The following is an 18,308-nucleotide window of genomic DNA, read 5'->3' on the forward strand; positions in this document are numbered from 1 at the left end:
AATGAGATGGGGAAATATCAATTAGACGATAAGGGTCGCGCACAAGTGACCCGTTATCACGAGAAACACTCTAAAGGTGGAGCTGGTAAAAAAGAACGCTTGCTCAACCTCAGAGAACAATTTTTAAATAAGAATAAGAAAAAATAAAAGTGAGAGTCAGCTCTCGCTTTTCTCATAGTGGGAGGTAAGGATGGAATTACGCAGACCAAGATTATCAGATAAAGAAACAGTTTTAGACATGATGGCAGAGTTTGAAAAGAGCCAATCAGCCCATGATGGTGGATTTTGGGATACAGAGAACTTTGTGTATGAAGAGTGGTTGGAAACAAATATGCAAAAAGAGATGGGAATAAACTTGCCTGAAAATCGTGTTCCTTCTATTCAACTTGTATCATTTGATGATGTAGGTCATGCTCTAGGATTTTTGAATCTGCGATTGAGACTGAATGAGGGTTTACTGAATTATGCTGGCCACATTGGCTACTCCATTCGTCCATCAGAAAGAGGTAAAGGTTATGCTAAGGAAACTCTCCGTCAGGGCTTGCAAGTTGCTAAGGAAAAGAACATCAAGAGAACTCTTGTGACCTGTAGCGTGAATAATCCTGCTAGCAGAGCAGTCATTTTAGCAAATGGTGGGCTCCTTGAGGATGTTCGTAATGGAGTCGAACGTTATTGGATAGAGGTAGCGAATGAATAATCCAAAACCACAAGAATGGAAAAGCGAGGAACTCAGTCAAGGTCGTATCATTGACTACAAGGCCTTCAACTTTGTAGATGGAGAGGGTGTGCGTAACTCTCTCTATGTATCAGGCTGTATGTTTCACTGCGAGGGTTGTTATAATGTTGCCACTTGGTCTTTCAATGCAGGAATTCCCTACACAGCAGAATTAGAAGAACAGATTATGGCAGACCTTGCCCAACCCTATGTTCAAGGCTTGACCTTGCTGGGAGGGGAGCCTTTTCTCAATACGGGCATTCTTTTGCCACTCGTTAAGCGTATTCGGAAGGAATTGCCAGACAAGGACATCTGGTCTTGGACGGGCTATACATGGGAAGAAATGATGTTGGAAACTCCAGATAAACTGGAACTCTTATCATTGATTGACATTCTTGTCGATGGACGATACGACCGAACTAAGAGAAATCTCATGCTCCAGTTTCGAGGTTCTTCCAATCAACGAATTATCGATGTGCAAAAATCCCTCAAAAGTGGGCAAGTAGTGATTTGGGATAAGCTTAATGATGGAAAAGAAAGCTATGAACAGGTGAAGAGAGACTAACTTTCTTCTATAAAAAATAGTTAAATAAATGACCTATAAAAAAGAAAACAGTTTCATTGTAAAAAAACGAAAAAACAGCAACAAATCCCTTGCAATCGCAGGGGCTTTGTGTTATTCTATTATGGTGCTGTAAATTACAGCCTTAGCTTTGATGCAAGAGGTTGCGACACGCTCGGTTGCATTGCCACGCAACACCGCGTCGGTTTTCTTGTGGAGCTAGCCTATTATCTTAAATAGACGAAAAGGAGAAAAAGATGGCAAACAAAAAAATCCGTATCCGTTTGAAAGCTTACGAACACCGTACGCTTGACACAGCGGCTGCAAAAATCGTAGAATCAGCTACTCGTACAGGTGCACAAGTTGCGGGTCCAATCCCACTTCCAACTGAGCGTAGCCTCTACACAATCATTCGTGCGACTCACAAATACAAAGACTCTCGCGAACAATTTGAAATGCGTACACACAAACGTTTGATCGACATCGTTAACCCAACTCAAAAAACAGTTGATGCTTTGATGAAATTGGATCTTCCAAGTGGTGTAAACGTAGAAATCAAACTTTAATCTAAAATATAAAAGAGCAGAGGCTGGTGTTTCAATATAATTGAACACGGGCTAAACTCGGTGTGAAAAAGATAAACTTCCTAGTGTCTGCTAGACACTGCGTCAGTTTCCTATTTTCACTTTGAGTTTGACGCCCTTTGTATCTTAGACCTGAGCATAAAAAACGCTCGTTAAAAACTTTTTGAATAAAAAATATAGAAAAGGAACTATTTTCTCATGACAAAAGGAATCTTAGGGAAAAAAGTGGGAATGACTCAAATCTTCACTGAAGCTGGCGAATTGATCCCTGTAACAGTTATTGAAGCAACTCCAAACGTTGTTCTTCAAGTTAAAACTGTTGAAACAGACGGATACAACGCTATCCAAGTTGGTTTCGATGACAAACGCGAAGTATTGAGCAACAAACCTGCTAAAGGACATGTAGCGAAAGCTAACACGGCTCCTAAGCGCTTCATTCGTGAATTCAAAAACGTTGAAGGCTTGGAAGTTGGTGCTGAAATCACAGTTGAAACATTCGCAGCTGGAGACGTTGTTGACGTAACTGGTACTTCTAAAGGTAAAGGTTTCCAAGGTGTTATCAAACGCCACGGACAATCACGTGGACCAATGGCTCACGGTTCTCGTTACCACCGTCGTCCAGGTTCTATGGGACCTGTTGCACCTAACCGCGTATTCAAAGGTAAAAACCTTGCAGGACGTATGGGTGGCGACCGCGTAACAATTCAAAACCTTGAAGTTGTACAAGTTGTTCCAGAAAAGAACGTTATCCTTATCAAAGGTAACGTACCAGGTGCTAAGAAATCTCTTATCACTATCAAATCAGCAGTTAAAGCTGGTAAATAATAAGGAAAGGGGAATACAGTCAAAATGGCAAATGTAACATTATTCGACCAAACTGGTAAACAAGCGGGCGAAGTTGTTCTTAACGATGCAGTATTTGGTATCGAACCAAATGAATCAGTTGTGTTTGATGTAATCATCAGCCAACGCGCAAGCCTTCGTCAAGGAACACACGCTGTTAAAAACCGCTCTGCAGTATCAGGTGGTGGACGCAAACCATGGCGTCAAAAAGGAACTGGACGTGCTCGTCAAGGTTCTATCCGCTCACCACAATGGCGTGGTGGTGGTGTTGTCTTCGGACCAACTCCACGTTCATACGGCTACAAACTTCCACAAAAAGTTCGTCGCCTAGCTCTTAAATCAGTTTACTCTGAAAAAGTTGCTGAAAACAAATTTGTAGCCGTTGATTCTCTTGAATTTACAGCTCCAAAAACTGCTGAATTTGCAAAAGTTCTTGCAGCATTGAGCATCGATTCTAAAGTTCTTGTTATCCTTGAAGAAGGAAATGAATTCGCAGCTCTTTCAGCTCGTAACCTTCCAAACGTGAAAGTTGCAACTGCTACAACTGCAAGTGTTCTTGACATCGCAAATAGCGACAAACTTCTTGTCACACAAGCAGCTATCTCTAAAATCGAGGAGGTTCTTGCATAATGAATTTGTATGATGTTATCAAAAAACCTGTCATCACTGAAAGCTCAATGGCTCAACTTGAAGCAGGAAAATATGTATTTGAAGTTGACACTCGTGCGCACAAACTTTTGATCAAGCAAGCTGTTGAAGCTGCTTTCGAAGGTGTTAAAGTTGCTAATGTTAACACAATCAACGTAAAACCAAAAGCTAAACGTGTTGGACGTTACACTGGTTTTACTAACAAAACTAAAAAAGCTATCATCACACTTACAGCTGATTCTAAAGCAATCGAGTTGTTTGCTGCTGAAGCTGAATAATCTAAGGAGGAAATATCGTGGGAATTCGTGTTTATAAACCAACAACAAACGGTCGCCGTAATATGACTTCTTTGGATTTCGCTGAAATCACAACAAGCACTCCTGAAAAATCATTGCTTGTTGCATTGAAGAGCAAGGCTGGTCGTAACAACAACGGTCGTATCACAGTTCGTCACCAAGGTGGTGGACACAAACGTTTCTACCGTTTGGTTGACTTCAAACGTAACAAAGACAACGTTGAAGCAGTTGTTAAAACAATCGAGTACGATCCAAACCGTTCTGCAAACATCGCTCTTGTACACTACACTGACGGTGTGAAAGCATACATCATCGCTCCAAAAGGTCTTGAAGTAGGTCAACGTATCGTTTCAGGTCCAGAAGCAGATATCAAAGTCGGAAACGCTCTTCCACTTGCTAACATCCCAGTTGGTACTTTGATCCACAACATTGAGTTGAAACCAGGTCGTGGTGGTGAATTGGTACGTGCTGCTGGAGCTTCTGCTCAAGTATTGGGTCAAGAAGGTAAATACGTTCTTGTTCGTCTTCAATCAGGTGAAGTTCGTATGATTCTTGGAACTTGCCGTGCTACAGTTGGTGTTGTCGGAAACGAACAACATGGACTTGTAAACCTTGGTAAAGCAGGACGTAGCCGTTGGAAAGGTATCCGCCCAACAGTTCGTGGTTCTGTAATGAACCCTAACGATCACCCACACGGTGGTGGTGAAGGTAAAGCACCAGTTGGTCGTAAAGCACCATCTACTCCATGGGGCAAACCTGCTCTTGGTCTTAAAACTCGTAACAAGAAAGCGAAATCTGACAAACTTATCGTTCGTCGTCGCAACGAGAAATAATATTAAACTAGTCGCTTAAGCAACTAGTAAATCCGCCAGCTCGGTAGCGCTCCATAGGAGCGCAAGCCGCTGTGGTACAACATTTAAAGGAGAAAATATAAAAATGGGACGCAGTCTTAAAAAAGGACCTTTCGTCGATGAGCATTTGATGAAAAAAGTTGAAGCTCAAGCTAACGACGAAAAGAAAAAAGTTATTAAAACTTGGTCACGTCGTTCAACGATCTTCCCAAGTTTCATTGGTTACACTATTGCAGTTTATGACGGACGTAAACACGTACCTGTTTACATCCAAGAAGACATGGTAGGTCACAAACTTGGTGAATTTGCACCAACTCGTACTTACAAAGGTCACGCTGCAGACGACAAGAAAACACGTAGAAAATAAGGAGAACATAAATGGCAGAAATTACTTCAGCTAAAGCAATGGCTCGTACAGTACGTGTTTCACCTCGTAAATCACGTCTTGTTCTTGATAACATCCGTGGTAAAAGCGTAGCCGATGCAATCGCAATCTTGACATTCACTCCAAACAAAGCTGCTGAAATCATCTTGAAAGTTTTGAACTCAGCTGTAGCTAACGCTGAAAACAACTTTGGTTTGGATAAAGCTAACTTGGTAGTATCTGAAGCATTTGCAAACGAAGGACCAACTATGAAACGTTTCCGTCCACGTGCGAAAGGTTCAGCTTCACCAATCAATAAACGTACAGCTCACATCACTGTAGCTGTTGCAGAAAAATAAGGAGGTAAAATCGTGGGTCAAAAAGTACATCCAATTGGTATGCGTGTCGGCATCATCCGTGATTGGGATGCCAAATGGTATGCTGAAAAAGAATACGCGGATTACCTTCATGAAGATCTTGCAATCCGTAAATTCGTTCAAAAAGAACTTGCTGACGCAGCAGTTTCAACTATCGAAATCGAACGCGCAGTAAACAAAGTTAACGTTTCACTTCACACTGCTAAACCAGGTATGGTTATCGGTAAAGGTGGTGCAAACGTTGATGCACTCCGTGCAAAACTTAACAAATTGACTGGAAAACAAGTACACATCAACATCATCGAAATCAAACAACCTGATTTGGATGCTCACCTTGTAGGTGAAGGTATTGCTCGTCAATTGGAGCAACGTGTTGCTTTCCGTCGTGCACAAAAACAAGCAATCCAACGTGCAATGCGCGCTGGAGCTAAAGGAATCAAAACTCAAGTATCAGGTCGTTTGAACGGTGCAGATATCGCCCGTGCTGAAGGATACTCTGAAGGAACTGTTCCACTTCACACACTTCGTGCAGATATCGATTACGCTTGGGAAGAAGCAGATACTACATACGGTAAACTTGGTGTTAAAGTATGGATCTACCGTGGTGAAGTTCTTCCAGCTCGCAAAAACACTAAAGGAGGTAAATAACCAATGTTAGTACCTAAACGTGTTAAACACCGTCGTGAATTCCGTGGAAAAATGCGCGGTGAAGCAAAAGGTGGAAAAGAAGTAGCATTCGGTGAATACGGTCTTCAAGCTACAACTAGCCACTGGATCACTAACCGCCAAATCGAAGCTGCTCGTATCGCCATGACTCGTTACATGAAACGTGGTGGTAAAGTTTGGATTAAAATCTTCCCACACAAATCATACACTGCTAAAGCTATCGGTGTGCGTATGGGATCTGGTAAAGGGGCACCTGAAGGTTGGGTAGCACCAGTTAAACGTGGTAAAGTGATGTTCGAAATCGCTGGTGTATCTGAAGAGATCGCTCGCGAAGCGCTTCGTCTTGCTAGCCACAAATTGCCAGTTAAATGTAAATTCGTAAAACGTGAAGCAGAATAAGGAGAAGGCATGAAACTTAATGAAGTAAAAGAATTTGTTAAAGAACTTCGTGGTCTTTCTCAAGAAGAACTCGCGAAGCGCGAAAACGAATTGAAAAAAGAATTGTTTGAACTTCGTTTCCAAGCTGCTACTGGTCAATTGGAACAAACAGCTCGCTTGAAAGAAGTTAAAAAACAAATCGCTCGTATCAAAACAGTTCAATCTGAAGCGAAATAATAGACTAGGGAAGGAGAAATTTCAATGGAACGCAATAATCGTAAAGTTCTTGTTGGACGTGTTGTATCTGACAAAATGGACAAGACAATCACAGTTGTAGTTGAAACAAAACGTAACCACCCAGTCTATGGTAAACGTATTAACTACTCTAAAAAATACAAAGCTCATGATGAAAACAATGTTGCCAAAGAAGGCGATATCGTACGTATCATGGAAACTCGTCCGCTTTCAGCTACAAAACGTTTCCGTCTTGTAGAAGTTGTTGAAGAAGCGGTCATCATCTAATCAAACCTGAAAGGAGAAAACTGAAATGATTCAAACAGAAACTCGTTTGAAAGTCGCAGACAACAGCGGTGCGCGCGAAATCTTGACTATCAAAGTTCTTGGTGGTTCAGGACGTAAATTTGCAAACATCGGTGATGTTATCGTGGCATCTGTAAAACAAGCTACTCCTGGTGGTGCGGTTAAAAAAGGTGACGTTGTTAAAGCAGTTATCGTTCGTACTAAATCAGGTGCTCGTCGTGCTGATGGTTCATACATCAAATTTGACGAAAATGCAGCAGTTATCATCCGTGAAGACAAAACTCCTCGCGGAACACGTATCTTTGGCCCAGTTGCACGTGAATTGCGTGAAGGTGGCTTCATGAAGATCGTGTCACTTGCTCCAGAAGTACTTTAATTTTTAGAAACAAACTAGTCCCCTGGATTCACCTCCAGGGTGCCCTTATGGGCGTAAGAAAAATCAAGGAGAAACCTAATGTTTGTAAAAAAAGGCGACAAAGTTCGCGTAATCGCTGGTAAAGATAAGGGAACAGAAGCTGTTGTCCTTACTGCCCTTCCAAAAGTAAACAAAGTTATCGTTGAAGGTGTTAACATCGTTAAGAAACACCAACGTCCAACTAACGAGCTTCCTCAAGGTGGTATCATCGAGAAAGAAGCAGCTATTCACGTATCAAACGTTCAAGTTTTGGACAAAAATGGTGTAGCTGGTCGTGTTGGTTACAAATTTGTAGACGGTAAAAAAGTTCGCTACAACAAAAAATCAGGCGAAGTGCTTGATTAATCACGAAGGAAAGGAGAAGTATAATGGCAAATCGTTTAAAAGAAAAATATCTTAATGAAGTAGTTCCTGCTTTGACAGAACAATTCAACTACTCATCAGTGATGGCTGTGCCTAAAGTAGATAAGATCGTTTTGAACATGGGTGTTGGTGAAGCTGTATCAAACGCTAAAAGCCTTGAAAAAGCTGCTGAAGAATTGGCACTTATCTCAGGTCAAAAACCACTTATCACTAAAGCTAAAAAATCAATCGCCGGCTTCCGTCTTCGTGAAGGTGTTGCGATCGGTGCAAAAGTTACCCTTCGTGGTGAACGTATGTACGAATTCTTGGATAAATTGGTTTCAGTTTCACTTCCACGTGTACGTGACTTCCACGGTGTTCCAACAAAATCATTTGATGGACGCGGAAACTACACACTTGGTGTGAAAGAACAATTGATCTTCCCAGAAATCAACTTCGATGACGTTGACAAAACTCGTGGTCTTGACATCGTTATCGTAACAACTGCTAACACTGACGAAGAGTCACGTGCATTGCTTACAGGCCTTGGAATGCCTTTTGCAAAATAATATAGGAGGTAAATCTAATGGCTAAAAAATCAATGATTGCTAAGAACAAACGTCCAGCGAAGTTCTCTACTCAAGCTTATACTCGTTGTGAAAAATGTGGTCGTCCACATTCAGTTTACCGCAAATTTAAACTTTGCCGTGTTTGCTTCCGTGAATTAGCTTACAAAGGACAAATTCCTGGTGTAACAAAAGCATCTTGGTAATTTAAGATATCAAGGGCGTCAAAACTCCAAGTGAAAATAGGAAACTTGTCGAAGAAACTGAAGTTTCTAGGAAAGTTTATCTTTTTCACACAGAGTTTAGCCCGGGTTCAGTTGGACTTGCCAATTTGAACACGAGCTACAGCTTTGGCAAAAAAGACCAATTTTCTTTGGAGCATCGCTCCTGCATCAAATTGCCTATTTTTGCTCTTGCTGTTACGCTCTTTGTATCATGTATTAACTAGCAAGTGCAACTTGCAAACTACTAGTAAGAGGAGAAAAACAAAATGGTTATGACTGACCCAATCGCAGACTTCCTAACTCGTATTCGTAACGCTAACCAAGCAAAACACGAAGTACTTGAAGTACCTGCATCAAACATCAAAAAAGGGATTGCTGAAATCCTTAAACGCGAAGGTTTTGTAAAAAACGTTGAAATCATTGAAGATGACAAACAAGGCATCATCCGTGTATTCCTTAAATACGGACCAAACGGTGAAAAAGTTATCACTAACTTGAAACGTGTTTCTAAACCAGGACTTCGTGTCTACAAAAAACGTGAAGACCTTCCAAAAGTTCTGAACGGACTTGGAATTGCTATCCTTTCAACTTCTGAAGGTTTGCTTACTGATAAAGAAGCACGCCAAAAGAATGTTGGTGGAGAGGTTATCGCTTACGTTTGGTAATTGATGATGTGAGAGCGTTAAAAGAATGCAGTGAAAATAGGAAGTTTGTAGCAGGAGCGATGCTCCAAGACAAACTTATCTTTTTCACCAAATTCTTAGCTCGAACTCAAATCAAGATACAAAGCTCGTTAGAGCGTGTTCAGTTCAGCTCTTGAGCTAAATAAGTATCTGAACCCCGTGAAAACTGGTCGTTATGGCCTGACAATTTAACAGGAGAAAATAAACATGTCACGTATTGGTAATAAAGTTATCGTGTTGCCTGCTGGTGTTGAACTCACTAACAATGACAACCTTGTAACTGTAAAAGGACCTAAAGGAGAACTTACTCGTGAGTTCTCAAAAGATATTGAAATCCGTGTGGAAGGTACTGAAGTAACTCTTCACCGTCCAAACGATTCAAAAGAAATGAAAACTATCCACGGAACTACTCGTGCCCTTTTGAACAACATGGTTGTTGGTGTATCAGAAGGATTCAAGAAAGAACTTGAAATGCGCGGGGTTGGTTACCGTGCACAACTTCAAGGCTCTAAACTTGTTTTGGCTGTTGGTAAATCTCATCCAGACGAAGTTGAAGCTCCAGAAGGAATTACTTTTGAACTTCCAAACCCAACAACAATCGTTGTTAGCGGAATTTCAAAAGAAGTAGTTGGTCAAACAGCTGCTTACGTACGTAGCCTTCGTTCACCAGAACCATATAAAGGTAAAGGTATCCGTTACGTTGGTGAATTCGTTCGCCGTAAAGAAGGTAAAACAGGTAAATAATGTTGAGTGGTTGATTCTCAACCACCAACCTATTTTCCAACTTTGTGCATAGCACACGATTTAAAACTAAAGAGGTGAAAACTGTGATTTCAAAACCAGATAAAAACAAACTCCGCCAAAAACGCCACCGTCGCGTTCGCGGAAAACTCTCTGGAACTGCTGATCGCCCACGTTTGAACGTATTCCGTTCTAATACAGGCATCTACGCTCAAGTGATTGATGACGTAGCGGGTGTAACGCTCGCAAGTGCTTCAACTCTTGACAAAGAAGTTTCAAAAGGAACTAAAACTGAACAAGCCGTTGCTGTCGGTAAACTCGTTGCAGAACGTGCAAACGCTAAAGGTATTTCAGAAGTGGTGTTCGACCGCGGTGGATATCTATATCACGGACGTGTGAAAGCTTTGGCTGATGCAGCTCGTGAAAACGGATTGAAATTCTAATAGGAGGACACTAGAAAATGGCATTTAAAGACAATGCAGTTGAATTAGAAGAACGCGTAGTTGCTGTCAACCGTGTTACAAAAGTTGTTAAAGGTGGACGTCGTCTTCGTTTCGCAGCTCTTGTTGTTGTTGGTGACCACAACGGTCGCGTAGGATTTGGTACTGGTAAAGCTCAAGAAGTTCCAGAAGCAATCCGTAAAGCAGTAGATGATGCTAAGAAAAACTTGATCGAAGTTCCTATGGTTGGAACAACAATCCCACACGAAGTTCTTTCAGAATTCGGTGGAGCTAAAGTATTGTTGAAACCTGCTGTAGAAGGTTCTGGAGTTGCCGCTGGTGGTGCAGTTCGTGCCGTTGTGGAATTGGCAGGTGTGGCAGATATTACATCTAAATCACTTGGTTCTAACACTCCAATCAACATTGTTCGTGCAACTGTTGAAGGTTTGAAACAATTGAAACGCGCTGAAGAAGTTGCTGCCCTTCGTGGTATTTCAGTTTCTGATTTGGCATAAGAAAGGGGATAAAATGGCTCAAATTAAAATTACTTTGACTAAGTCTCCAATCGGACGCATTCCATCACAACGTAAAACTGTTGTAGCACTTGGACTTGGCAAATTGAACAGCTCTGTTATTAAAGAAGATAACGCTGCTATCCGTGGTATGATCACAGCAGTATCTCACTTGGTAACAGTTGAAGAAGTAAACTAATGAATTTTTAGGGGATGTGCAGTATACCATCCCCTAAAACTAGATATAGTCATCTATGATGACGTCGTATAGGCGAGTTGATGGGGGAGACAACCTTTTCTCCCTTATCGGCGCTAGCATTTTACAAAAGAGGAGAAAATAAAAATGAAACTTCATGAATTGAAACCTGCAGAAGGTTCTCGTAAAGTACGTAACCGCGTTGGTCGTGGTACTTCATCAGGTAACGGTAAAACATCTGGTCGTGGTCAAAAAGGTCAAAAAGCTCGTAGCGGTGGCGGAGTTCGCCTTGGTTTTGAAGGTGGACAAACTCCATTGTTCCGTCGTCTTCCAAAACGTGGATTCACTAACATCAACGCTAAAGAATACGCAATTGTGAACCTTGACCAATTGAACGTCTTTGAAGATGGTGCTGAAGTTACTCCAGTTGTTCTTATCGAAGCAGGAATTGTTAAAGCTGAAAAATCAGGTATTAAAATTCTTGGTAACGGTGAGTTGACTAAGAAATTGACTGTGAAAGCAGCTAAATTCTCTAAATCAGCTGAAGAAGCTATCACTGCTAAAGGTGGTTCAGTAGAAGTCATCTAAGAGAGGTGACCTATGTTTTTTAAATTATTAAGAGAAGCTCTTAAAGTCAAGCAGGTTCGATCAAAAATTTTATTTACAATTTTTATCGTTTTGGTCTTTCGTATCGGAACTAGCATTACAGTTCCTGGTGTGAATGCCAATAGCTTGAATGCTTTAAGTGGATTATCCTTCTTAAACATGTTGAGCTTGGTGTCGGGGAATGCCCTAAAAAACTTTTCGATTTTTGCCCTAGGAGTTAGTCCCTATATCACCGCTTCTATCGTTGTCCAACTCTTGCAAATGGATATTTTACCCAAGTTTGTAGAGTGGGGAAAACAAGGGGAAGTAGGCCGAAGAAAATTGAATCAAGCTACTCGTTATATTGCTCTAGTTCTCGCTTTTGTGCAATCTATCGGGATTACAGCTGGTTTTAATACCTTGGCTGGAGCTCAATTGATTAAAACTGCTTTAACTCCACAAGTTTTTCTGACGATTGGTATCATCTTAACAGCTGGTAGTATGATTGTCACTTGGTTGGGTGAGCAAATTACAGATAAGGGATACGGAAATGGTGTTTCCATGATTATCTTTGCCGGGATTGTTGCCTCAATTCCAGAGATGATTCAAGGCATCTATGTAGACTACTTTGTGAACGTCCCAAGTAGCCGTATCACTTCATCTATCATTTTCGTAATCATTTTGATTATTACTGTATTGTTGATTATTTACTTTACAACTTATGTTCAACAAGCAGAATACAAAATTCCAATCCAATATACTAAGGTTGCACAAGGTGCTCCATCTAGCTCTTACCTTCCATTGAAGGTAAACCCTGCTGGAGTTATCCCTGTTATCTTTGCAAGTTCGATTACTGCAGCGCCTGCGGCGATTCTTCAATTTTTGAGCGCTACAGGTCATGATTGGGCTTGGGTAAGGGTAGCACAAGAAATGCTGGCAACAACTTCACCAACTGGTATTGCCATGTATGCTTTATTGATTATTCTCTTTACATTCTTCTATACGTTTGTACAGATTAATCCTGAAAAAGCGGCAGAAAACTTACAAAAGAGCGGTGCCTATATCCACGGAGTTCGTCCTGGTAAAGGTACAGAAGAATATATGTCTAAACTTCTTCGTCGTCTTGCAACTGTTGGTTCCCTCTTCCTTGGTGTGATTTCTATTTTACCGATCGTAGCAAAAGATGTTTTCGGACTTTCAGAGGCAGTTGCTTTTGGAGGAACCAGTCTTTTGATCATTATCTCTACAGGTATTGAAGGAATCAAACAATTGGAAGGTTACCTATTGAAACGTAAGTATGTTGGTTTCATGGACAGAACAGAATAAAAGTATTTACTGAGTCAGTAAATGCTGAGGGAGTGGAGGTTTAACTCTAACATTAGTGAGAGTTTGGTCTCCCCTCTTCTATTTTGTTTTTAAATAGGAGTGAAAAGACTTTTTGCTTCTATTTAAAAATAAAATAAGGAGATCAAATCATGAATCTTTTGATTATGGGCTTACCTGGTGCAGGTAAGGGAACTCAAGCAGCAAAAATCGTAGAACAATTCCATGTTGCACATATCTCAACAGGTGATATGTTCCGCGCTGCTATGGCAAATCAAACTGAAATGGGTGTTCTTGCTAAGTCATACATTGACAAGGGTGAATTGGTTCCTGATGAAGTTACAAATGGAATCGTAAAAGAACGTCTTTCACAAGATGATATTAAAGAAACAGGATTCTTGTTGGATGGTTACCCACGTACAATCGAACAAGCCCATGCCTTGGACAAAACATTGGCTGAACTTGGCATTGAACTAGAAGGTGTTATCAATATTGAAGTGAATCCTGACAGCCTCTTGGAACGTTTGAGTGGCCGTATCATCCACCGCGTAACTGGAGAAACTTTCCACAAGGTCTTTAACCCACCAGTTGACTATAAAGAAGAAGATTACTACCAACGTGAAGATGATAAGCCTGAGACAGTAAAACGTCGTTTGGATGTGAATATTGCTCAAGGAGAACCAATCATTGCTCATTACCGTGCCAAAGGTTTGGTTCATGACATCGAAGGTAATCAAGATATCAATGATGTCTTCTCAGATATCGAAAAAGTATTGACAAATTTGAAATAAAGCGTTTTTCACACTTGCAAAAATCCGCTACAAATGTTATACTGAGATAGTCTGACTTATAATTGTTGTCTCTGTGTCTAGAGGCATCGAATCGAAATTTATGGAGGTGCTTTTGCGTGGCAAAAGACGATGTGATTGAAGTTGAAGGCAAAGTAGTTGATACAATGCCGAATGCAATGTTTACGGTTGAACTTGAAAATGGACATCAGATTTTAGCAACAGTTTCTGGTAAAATTCGTAAAAACTATATTCGTATTTTAGCGGGAGATCGTGTTACTGTCGAAATGAGTCCATATGACTTGACACGTGGACGTATCACTTACCGCTTTAAATAATCGAAAAACTTGGAGGGATAAGAAATGAAAGTAAGACCATCGGTCAAACCAATTTGCGAATACTGTAAAGTTATTCGTCGTAATGGTCGTGTTATGGTAATTTGCCCAGCAAATCCAAAACACAAACAACGTCAAGGATAAGATAGAAAGGAGAAAACATGGCTCGTATTGCTGGAGTTGACATTCCAAATGACAAACGCGTAGTAATCTCATTGACTTATGTTTATGGTATCGGACTTGCAACATCTAAGAAAATTTTAGCTGCTGCTGGAATCTCAGAAGATGTTCGTGTACGTGATCTTACATCAGATCAAGAAGATGCTATCCGTCGTGAAGTGGATGCAATCAAAGTTGAAGGTGACCTTCGTCGTGAAGTAAACTTGAACATCAAACGTTTGATGGAAATCGGTTCATACCGTGGTATCCGTCACCGTCGTGGACTTCCTGTCCGTGGACAAAACACTAAAAACAACGCTCGCACTCGTAAAGGTAAAGCTGTTGCGATTGCTGGTAAGAAAAAATAATATAGGAGGTAAAAGTCTTGGCTAAACCAACACGTAAACGTCGTGTGAAAAAGAATATCGAATCTGGTATTGCTCATATTCACGCTACATTTAATAACACTATTGTTATGATTACTGATGTGCATGGTAATGCAATTGCTTGGTCATCAGCTGGTGCTCTTGGTTTCAAAGGTTCTCGTAAATCTACACCATTCGCTGCTCAAATGGCTTCTGAAGCTGCTGCTAAATCTGCACAAGAACACGGTCTTAAATCAGTTGAAGTTACTGTAAAAGGTCCAGGTTCTGGTCGTGAGTCAGCTATTCGTGCGCTTGCTGCCGCTGGTCTTGAAGTAACAGCAATTCGTGATGTGACTCCAGTGCCACACAATGGTGCTCGTCCTCCAAAACGTCGCCGTGTATAATCATCGCATTACACTGCTTTTCGTTTAAGAGGGAGTAACTAAATGATCGAGTTTGAAAAACCAAATATAACAAAAATTGATGAAAATAAAGATTATGGCAAGTTTGTAATCGAACCACTTGAACGTGGCTACGGTACAACTCTTGGTAACTCTCTTCGTCGTGTACTTCTAGCTTCTCTACCAGGAGCAGCTGTGACATCTATCAACATTGATGGTGTGTTACATGAGTTTGACACAGTTCCAGGTGTTCGTGAAGACGTGATGCAAATCATTCTGAACATTAAAGGAATTGCAGTGAAATCGTACGTTGAAGACGAAAAAATCATCGAACTAGATGTTGAAGGTCCTGCTGAAGTAACAGCTGGCGACATTTTGACAGATAGCGATATTGAAATTGTAAATCCAGATCATTATCTCTTTACAATCGGTGAAGGTTCTTCTCTAAAAGCGACTATGACTGTTAACAGTGGTCGTGGATATGTACCTGCTGATGAAAATAAAAAGGATAATGCACCAGTTGGAACACTTGCTGTAGATTCTATTTATACACCAGTTACAAAAGTCAACTATCAAGTGGAACCTGCTCGTGTAGGTAGCAATGATGGATTTGACAAACTAACCCTTGAAATCTTGACAAATGGAACAATTATTCCAGAAGATGCTTTAGGGCTTTCAGCACGTATTTTGACAGAACATCTTGATTTGTTTACAAATCTTACTGAGATTGCTAAGTCAACTGAAGTGATGAAAGAAGCTGATACTGAATCTGACGATCGTATTTTGGATCGTACGATTGAGGAACTGGACTTGTCTGTGCGTTCATACAACTGTTTGAAACGTGCCGGTATCAATACTGTGCATGATTTGACAGAAAAATCTGAAGCAGAGATGATGAAAGTACGAAATCTTGGACGCAAGAGTTTGGAAGAAGTGAAACTCAAACTCATTGATTTGGGTCTTGGATTAAAAGATAAATAAAGGAGGAATAAATGGCTTACCGTAAACTAGGACGCACTAGCTCACAACGTAAAGCAATGCTTCGCGATTTGACAACTGACCTTTTGATCAACGAATCAATCGTGACAACTGAAGCTCGTGCTAAAGAAATCCGTAAAACTGTTGAAAAAATGATTACTCTAGGTAAACGTGGTGATTTGCATGCACGTCGTCAAGCAGCTGCTTTCGTACGTAATGAAATTGCATCTGAAAACTATGATGAAGCAACTGATAAGTACACTTCTACTACAGCACTTCAAAAATTGTTCTCAGAAATCGCACCTCGTTATGCTGAACGTAACGGTGGATACACTCGTATCCTTAAAACTGAACCACGTCGTGGTGATGCAGCGCCAATGGCGATTATCGAATTAGTATAAAATCATCAATTTTGTTGAGTGTTATGATGATGGAGTCTTATGCTCTTAGTCTAGCTCTGGTCTACCGCTAGGATTTCGGTCCTAGCGGGAACACTCATCATAAGTTGGGATAGTAGACGCTTGTTTACGAAATTGTTTTTTTCTTAAGAACAACTTCGTAAGCAGGCGTTTTTGAGTATTTTAATTAGAATTATGCTATACTATTTGAAAAGAATCCTGTTTAATGTTCAGGTTTCTTATTTTAAGAAGAATTGGAGTTTGCTTATGAAAGCGATTATAACTGTTGTTGGTAAAGATAAATCTGGAATTGTTGCAGGTGTTTCTGGTAAAATTGCAGAATTGGGTTTGAATATTGATGATATCTCTCAAACTGTCTTGGATGAATATTTCACGATGATGGCTGTTGTCTCTAGTGATAAAAAGCAAGATTTTACTTATCTTCGTAATGAATTTGAAAGCTTTGGGCAAACTTTGAATGTGAAAATCAATATTCAGAGTGCAGCGATTTTCGAAGCTATGTATAATATCTAGGAGGTTATTATGGATATTAGACAAGTTACTGAAACCATCGCCATGATTGAGGAGCAGAACTTCGATATCAGAACTATTACCATGGGGATTTCCCTATTAGACTGTATTGATCCAGATATCAATCGTGCTGCGGAGAAAATTTATCAAAAGATTACGACCAAGGCAGCTAATTTAGTGGCTGTTGGCGATGAAATTGCAGCTGAGTTGGGAATTCCTATCGTTAATAAGCGTGTATCGGTGACTCCTATTTCTCTGATTGGGGCCGCGACAGATGCGACGGACTACGTGATTCTGGCAAAAGCGCTTGATAAGGCTGCGAAAGAGATTGGTGTGGATTTTATTGGTGGTTTTTCTGCCTTAGTACAAAAAGGTTATCAAAAGGGAGATGAGATTCTCATCAATTCTATTCCTCGTGCTTTGGCTGAAACGGACAAGGTCTGCTCGTCAGTCAATATCGGCTCAACCAAGTCTGGTATCAATATGACGGCTGTGGCAGATATGGGACGAGTTATCAAGGAAACGGCAACTCTATCTGATATGGGGGCAGCTAAGTTGGTTGTATTCGCTAATGCTGTTGAGGACAATCCATTTATGGCGGGTGCCTTCCATGGTGTTGGGGAGGCAGATGTTATCATCAATGTCGGAGTTTCCGGTCCTGGTGTGGTGAAACGTGCCTTGGAAAAAGTTCGTGGACAGAGCTTTGATGTAGTAGCCGAAATAGTTAAGAAAACTGCCTTTAAAATCACTCGTATCGGTCAATTGGTTGGTCAAATGGTCAGTGAGAGACTGGGTGTGGAGTTTGGTATTGTGGACTTGAGTTTGGCGCCAACTCCTGCGGTTGGAGATTCTGTAGCACGTGTCCTTGAAGAAATGGGGCTAGAAACAGTTGGGACACACGGGACGACGGCTGCCTTGGCACTCTTGAATGACCAAGTTAAGAAGGGCGGAGTTATGGCTTGCAACCAAGTCGGTGGTTTGTCTGGTGCCTTTATCCCTGTTTCCGAGGATGAAGGAATGATTGCTGCAGTGCAAAATGGCTCTCTTAATTTGGAAAAACTAGAAGCTATGACGGCTATCTGTTCCGTTGGTTTGGATATGATTGCCATTCCGGAGGATACACCTGCTGAAACCATTGCGGCCATGATTGCAGATGAAGCTGCAATTGGTGTCATTAACATGAAAACAACAGCTGTTCGTATCATTCCAAAAGGAAAAGAAGGCGATATGATTGAATTTGGTGGTCTTCTTGGTACAGCTCCAGTTATGAAAGTCAATGGGGCTTCGTCTGTTGATTTCATCTCTCGTGGAGGACAAATCCCAGCACCAATTCATAGTTTTAAAAATTAAGAAAATAGGAGAAATTTTAAGTTCTATTTAAGGTTAGATGTGTATACTATAATCATTAAATAAAGACCTCCTAATATTATTTGAAACAGATAACTCTGATTTAGTTTGAATTTGATTTTCATCTAATATCTTTATTTAATAGAACTCCTAAA

Annotated in this window: 34 protein-coding genes; all 34 read left to right on the top strand. The window is 40.7% G+C overall.

What is annotated here, in order from left to right:
• Positions 1-6: 6 nt before the first annotated feature.
• The 34 genes from HMPREF9957_RS04130 to HMPREF9957_RS04295 all read left to right on the top strand — a co-directional run bounded on the left by HMPREF9957_RS04130 (position 7) and on the right by HMPREF9957_RS04295 (position 18,156).
• Positions 7-147 carry a hypothetical protein gene (locus HMPREF9957_RS04130; RefSeq protein WP_000521618.1) on the top strand — a complete coding sequence of 47 codons (141 nt, stop codon included), beginning with the start codon at positions 7-9 and terminating at the stop codon, positions 145-147.
• Positions 148-190: 43 nt separating this feature from the next.
• Positions 191-697 carry a GNAT family N-acetyltransferase gene (locus HMPREF9957_RS04135; RefSeq protein ID WP_000423429.1) on the top strand — a complete coding sequence of 169 codons (507 nt, stop codon included), beginning with the start codon at positions 191-193 and terminating at the stop codon, positions 695-697.
• Entirely contained in the window at positions 690-1,280 is a 591-nt protein-coding gene (nrdG, locus tag HMPREF9957_RS04140) for an anaerobic ribonucleoside-triphosphate reductase activating protein (protein ID WP_001064216.1), read from the top strand. The genes HMPREF9957_RS04135 and nrdG overlap by 8 nt, the downstream gene beginning before the upstream one ends.
• 254 nt (positions 1,281-1,534) lie before the next feature.
• Positions 1,535-1,843, top strand: a complete 309-nt coding sequence (gene rpsJ / locus HMPREF9957_RS04145; protein WP_001284513.1) for a 30S ribosomal protein S10 — start codon at positions 1,535-1,537, stop codon at positions 1,841-1,843.
• Between the two features lie 216 nt (positions 1,844-2,059).
• Positions 2,060-2,686, top strand: a complete 627-nt coding sequence (gene rplC, locus HMPREF9957_RS04150; RefSeq protein WP_000160197.1) for a 50S ribosomal protein L3 — start codon at positions 2,060-2,062, stop codon at positions 2,684-2,686.
• A 24-nt stretch (positions 2,687-2,710) separates the two neighbouring features.
• Positions 2,711-3,334: a 50S ribosomal protein L4 gene (gene rplD, locus HMPREF9957_RS04155; protein WP_000024553.1), complete on the top strand. Its 624-nt coding sequence runs from the start codon at positions 2,711-2,713 to the stop codon at positions 3,332-3,334.
• On the top strand, positions 3,334-3,630 hold the full coding sequence (locus HMPREF9957_RS04160; protein WP_001055347.1) for a 50S ribosomal protein L23: 297 nt from the start codon (positions 3,334-3,336) through the stop codon (positions 3,628-3,630). Before rplD ends, HMPREF9957_RS04160 begins: the two co-directional genes overlap by 1 nt.
• A gap of 17 nt (positions 3,631-3,647) precedes the next feature.
• Positions 3,648-4,481, top strand: coding sequence for a 50S ribosomal protein L2 (gene rplB, locus HMPREF9957_RS04165; protein WP_000512910.1), 834 nt, complete (start codon positions 3,648-3,650; stop codon positions 4,479-4,481).
• A gap of 103 nt (positions 4,482-4,584) precedes the next feature.
• Positions 4,585-4,866 (top strand): 30S ribosomal protein S19, encoded by a 282-nt coding sequence (rpsS, locus tag HMPREF9957_RS04170; RefSeq protein ID WP_000533766.1) that lies wholly within the window; start codon positions 4,585-4,587, stop codon positions 4,864-4,866.
• An 11-nt stretch (positions 4,867-4,877) separates the two neighbouring features.
• Positions 4,878-5,222: a 50S ribosomal protein L22 gene (gene rplV / locus HMPREF9957_RS04175; protein WP_000818137.1), complete on the top strand. Its 345-nt coding sequence runs from the start codon at positions 4,878-4,880 to the stop codon at positions 5,220-5,222.
• 12 nt (positions 5,223-5,234) lie between these two features.
• Positions 5,235-5,888, top strand: a complete 654-nt coding sequence (gene rpsC / locus HMPREF9957_RS04180) for a 30S ribosomal protein S3 (RefSeq protein ID WP_000529936.1) — start codon at positions 5,235-5,237, stop codon at positions 5,886-5,888.
• A 3-nt stretch (positions 5,889-5,891) separates the two neighbouring features.
• Positions 5,892-6,305 (top strand): 50S ribosomal protein L16, encoded by a 414-nt coding sequence (gene rplP, locus HMPREF9957_RS04185; protein WP_000960946.1) that lies wholly within the window; start codon positions 5,892-5,894, stop codon positions 6,303-6,305.
• Positions 6,306-6,314: 9 nt separating this feature from the next.
• On the top strand, positions 6,315-6,521 hold the full coding sequence (gene rpmC, locus HMPREF9957_RS04190) for a 50S ribosomal protein L29 (protein ID WP_000772918.1): 207 nt from the start codon (positions 6,315-6,317) through the stop codon (positions 6,519-6,521).
• Between the two features lie 24 nt (positions 6,522-6,545).
• Positions 6,546-6,806, top strand: coding sequence for a 30S ribosomal protein S17 (rpsQ, locus tag HMPREF9957_RS04195; protein WP_000440801.1), 261 nt, complete (start codon positions 6,546-6,548; stop codon positions 6,804-6,806).
• A 25-nt stretch (positions 6,807-6,831) separates the two neighbouring features.
• On the top strand, positions 6,832-7,200 hold the full coding sequence (rplN, locus tag HMPREF9957_RS04200) for a 50S ribosomal protein L14 (RefSeq protein ID WP_000616545.1): 369 nt from the start codon (positions 6,832-6,834) through the stop codon (positions 7,198-7,200).
• 78 nt (positions 7,201-7,278) lie between these two features.
• The gene (gene rplX, locus HMPREF9957_RS04205; protein ID WP_000497691.1) at positions 7,279-7,584 is read left to right on the top strand and encodes a 50S ribosomal protein L24; all 306 of its coding nucleotides are present in this window, start codon (positions 7,279-7,281) and stop codon (positions 7,582-7,584) included.
• 23 nt (positions 7,585-7,607) lie between these two features.
• Positions 7,608-8,150, top strand: coding sequence for a 50S ribosomal protein L5 (gene rplE, locus HMPREF9957_RS04210; protein WP_000013542.1), 543 nt, complete (start codon positions 7,608-7,610; stop codon positions 8,148-8,150).
• A gap of 17 nt (positions 8,151-8,167) precedes the next feature.
• Positions 8,168-8,353: a type Z 30S ribosomal protein S14 gene (locus HMPREF9957_RS04215; RefSeq protein WP_001085697.1), complete on the top strand. Its 186-nt coding sequence runs from the start codon at positions 8,168-8,170 to the stop codon at positions 8,351-8,353.
• A gap of 284 nt (positions 8,354-8,637) precedes the next feature.
• A complete protein-coding gene (gene rpsH / locus HMPREF9957_RS04220; RefSeq protein ID WP_000245504.1) occupies positions 8,638-9,036 on the top strand; it encodes a 30S ribosomal protein S8 in 399 nt (132 codons plus the stop codon).
• Between the two features lie 225 nt (positions 9,037-9,261).
• Positions 9,262-9,798: a 50S ribosomal protein L6 gene (gene rplF, locus HMPREF9957_RS04225; RefSeq protein WP_000086635.1), complete on the top strand. Its 537-nt coding sequence runs from the start codon at positions 9,262-9,264 to the stop codon at positions 9,796-9,798.
• A gap of 83 nt (positions 9,799-9,881) precedes the next feature.
• Positions 9,882-10,238 carry a 50S ribosomal protein L18 gene (rplR, locus tag HMPREF9957_RS04230; protein WP_000624044.1) on the top strand — a complete coding sequence of 119 codons (357 nt, stop codon included), beginning with the start codon at positions 9,882-9,884 and terminating at the stop codon, positions 10,236-10,238.
• A gap of 17 nt (positions 10,239-10,255) precedes the next feature.
• Positions 10,256-10,750 carry a 30S ribosomal protein S5 gene (gene rpsE / locus HMPREF9957_RS04235; protein ID WP_000874202.1) on the top strand — a complete coding sequence of 165 codons (495 nt, stop codon included), beginning with the start codon at positions 10,256-10,258 and terminating at the stop codon, positions 10,748-10,750.
• A gap of 13 nt (positions 10,751-10,763) precedes the next feature.
• Entirely contained in the window at positions 10,764-10,946 is a 183-nt protein-coding gene (gene rpmD, locus HMPREF9957_RS04240) for a 50S ribosomal protein L30 (protein ID WP_000057241.1), read from the top strand.
• A gap of 144 nt (positions 10,947-11,090) precedes the next feature.
• The gene (gene rplO / locus HMPREF9957_RS04245; RefSeq protein WP_000766087.1) at positions 11,091-11,531 is read left to right on the top strand and encodes a 50S ribosomal protein L15; all 441 of its coding nucleotides are present in this window, start codon (positions 11,091-11,093) and stop codon (positions 11,529-11,531) included.
• A 12-nt stretch (positions 11,532-11,543) separates the two neighbouring features.
• A complete protein-coding gene (secY, locus tag HMPREF9957_RS04250; RefSeq protein WP_000465394.1) occupies positions 11,544-12,854 on the top strand; it encodes a preprotein translocase subunit SecY in 1,311 nt (436 codons plus the stop codon).
• Between the two features lie 149 nt (positions 12,855-13,003).
• A complete protein-coding gene (locus HMPREF9957_RS04255) occupies positions 13,004-13,642 on the top strand; it encodes an adenylate kinase (RefSeq protein WP_001050436.1) in 639 nt (212 codons plus the stop codon).
• Positions 13,643-13,758: 116 nt separating this feature from the next.
• Complete coding sequence (infA, locus tag HMPREF9957_RS04260; protein WP_001029883.1) at positions 13,759-13,977, top strand: translation initiation factor IF-1; 219 nt, start codon at positions 13,759-13,761, stop codon at positions 13,975-13,977.
• A gap of 24 nt (positions 13,978-14,001) precedes the next feature.
• A complete protein-coding gene (gene rpmJ / locus HMPREF9957_RS04265) occupies positions 14,002-14,118 on the top strand; it encodes a 50S ribosomal protein L36 (protein ID WP_001808836.1) in 117 nt (38 codons plus the stop codon).
• 17 nt (positions 14,119-14,135) lie between these two features.
• Complete coding sequence (gene rpsM / locus HMPREF9957_RS04270; protein WP_000090781.1) at positions 14,136-14,501, top strand: 30S ribosomal protein S13; 366 nt, start codon at positions 14,136-14,138, stop codon at positions 14,499-14,501.
• A gap of 17 nt (positions 14,502-14,518) precedes the next feature.
• Positions 14,519-14,902 (top strand): 30S ribosomal protein S11, encoded by a 384-nt coding sequence (rpsK, locus tag HMPREF9957_RS04275; RefSeq protein ID WP_001118385.1) that lies wholly within the window; start codon positions 14,519-14,521, stop codon positions 14,900-14,902.
• A gap of 42 nt (positions 14,903-14,944) precedes the next feature.
• On the top strand, positions 14,945-15,880 hold the full coding sequence (locus HMPREF9957_RS04280; RefSeq protein WP_000568988.1) for a DNA-directed RNA polymerase subunit alpha: 936 nt from the start codon (positions 14,945-14,947) through the stop codon (positions 15,878-15,880).
• Between the two features lie 11 nt (positions 15,881-15,891).
• On the top strand, positions 15,892-16,278 hold the full coding sequence (rplQ, locus tag HMPREF9957_RS04285) for a 50S ribosomal protein L17 (protein WP_000331493.1): 387 nt from the start codon (positions 15,892-15,894) through the stop codon (positions 16,276-16,278).
• A gap of 264 nt (positions 16,279-16,542) precedes the next feature.
• Positions 16,543-16,809 (top strand): ACT domain-containing protein, encoded by a 267-nt coding sequence (locus HMPREF9957_RS04290; protein WP_000644132.1) that lies wholly within the window; start codon positions 16,543-16,545, stop codon positions 16,807-16,809.
• 9 nt (positions 16,810-16,818) lie between these two features.
• Entirely contained in the window at positions 16,819-18,156 is a 1,338-nt protein-coding gene (locus tag HMPREF9957_RS04295) for a PFL family protein (RefSeq protein WP_000354892.1), read from the top strand.
• Positions 18,157-18,308 lie beyond the last annotated feature (152 nt).

This window comes from Streptococcus mitis SK1080, from assembly GCF_000220085.1.
Taxonomy (GTDB): domain Bacteria; phylum Bacillota; class Bacilli; order Lactobacillales; family Streptococcaceae; genus Streptococcus; species Streptococcus mitis_K.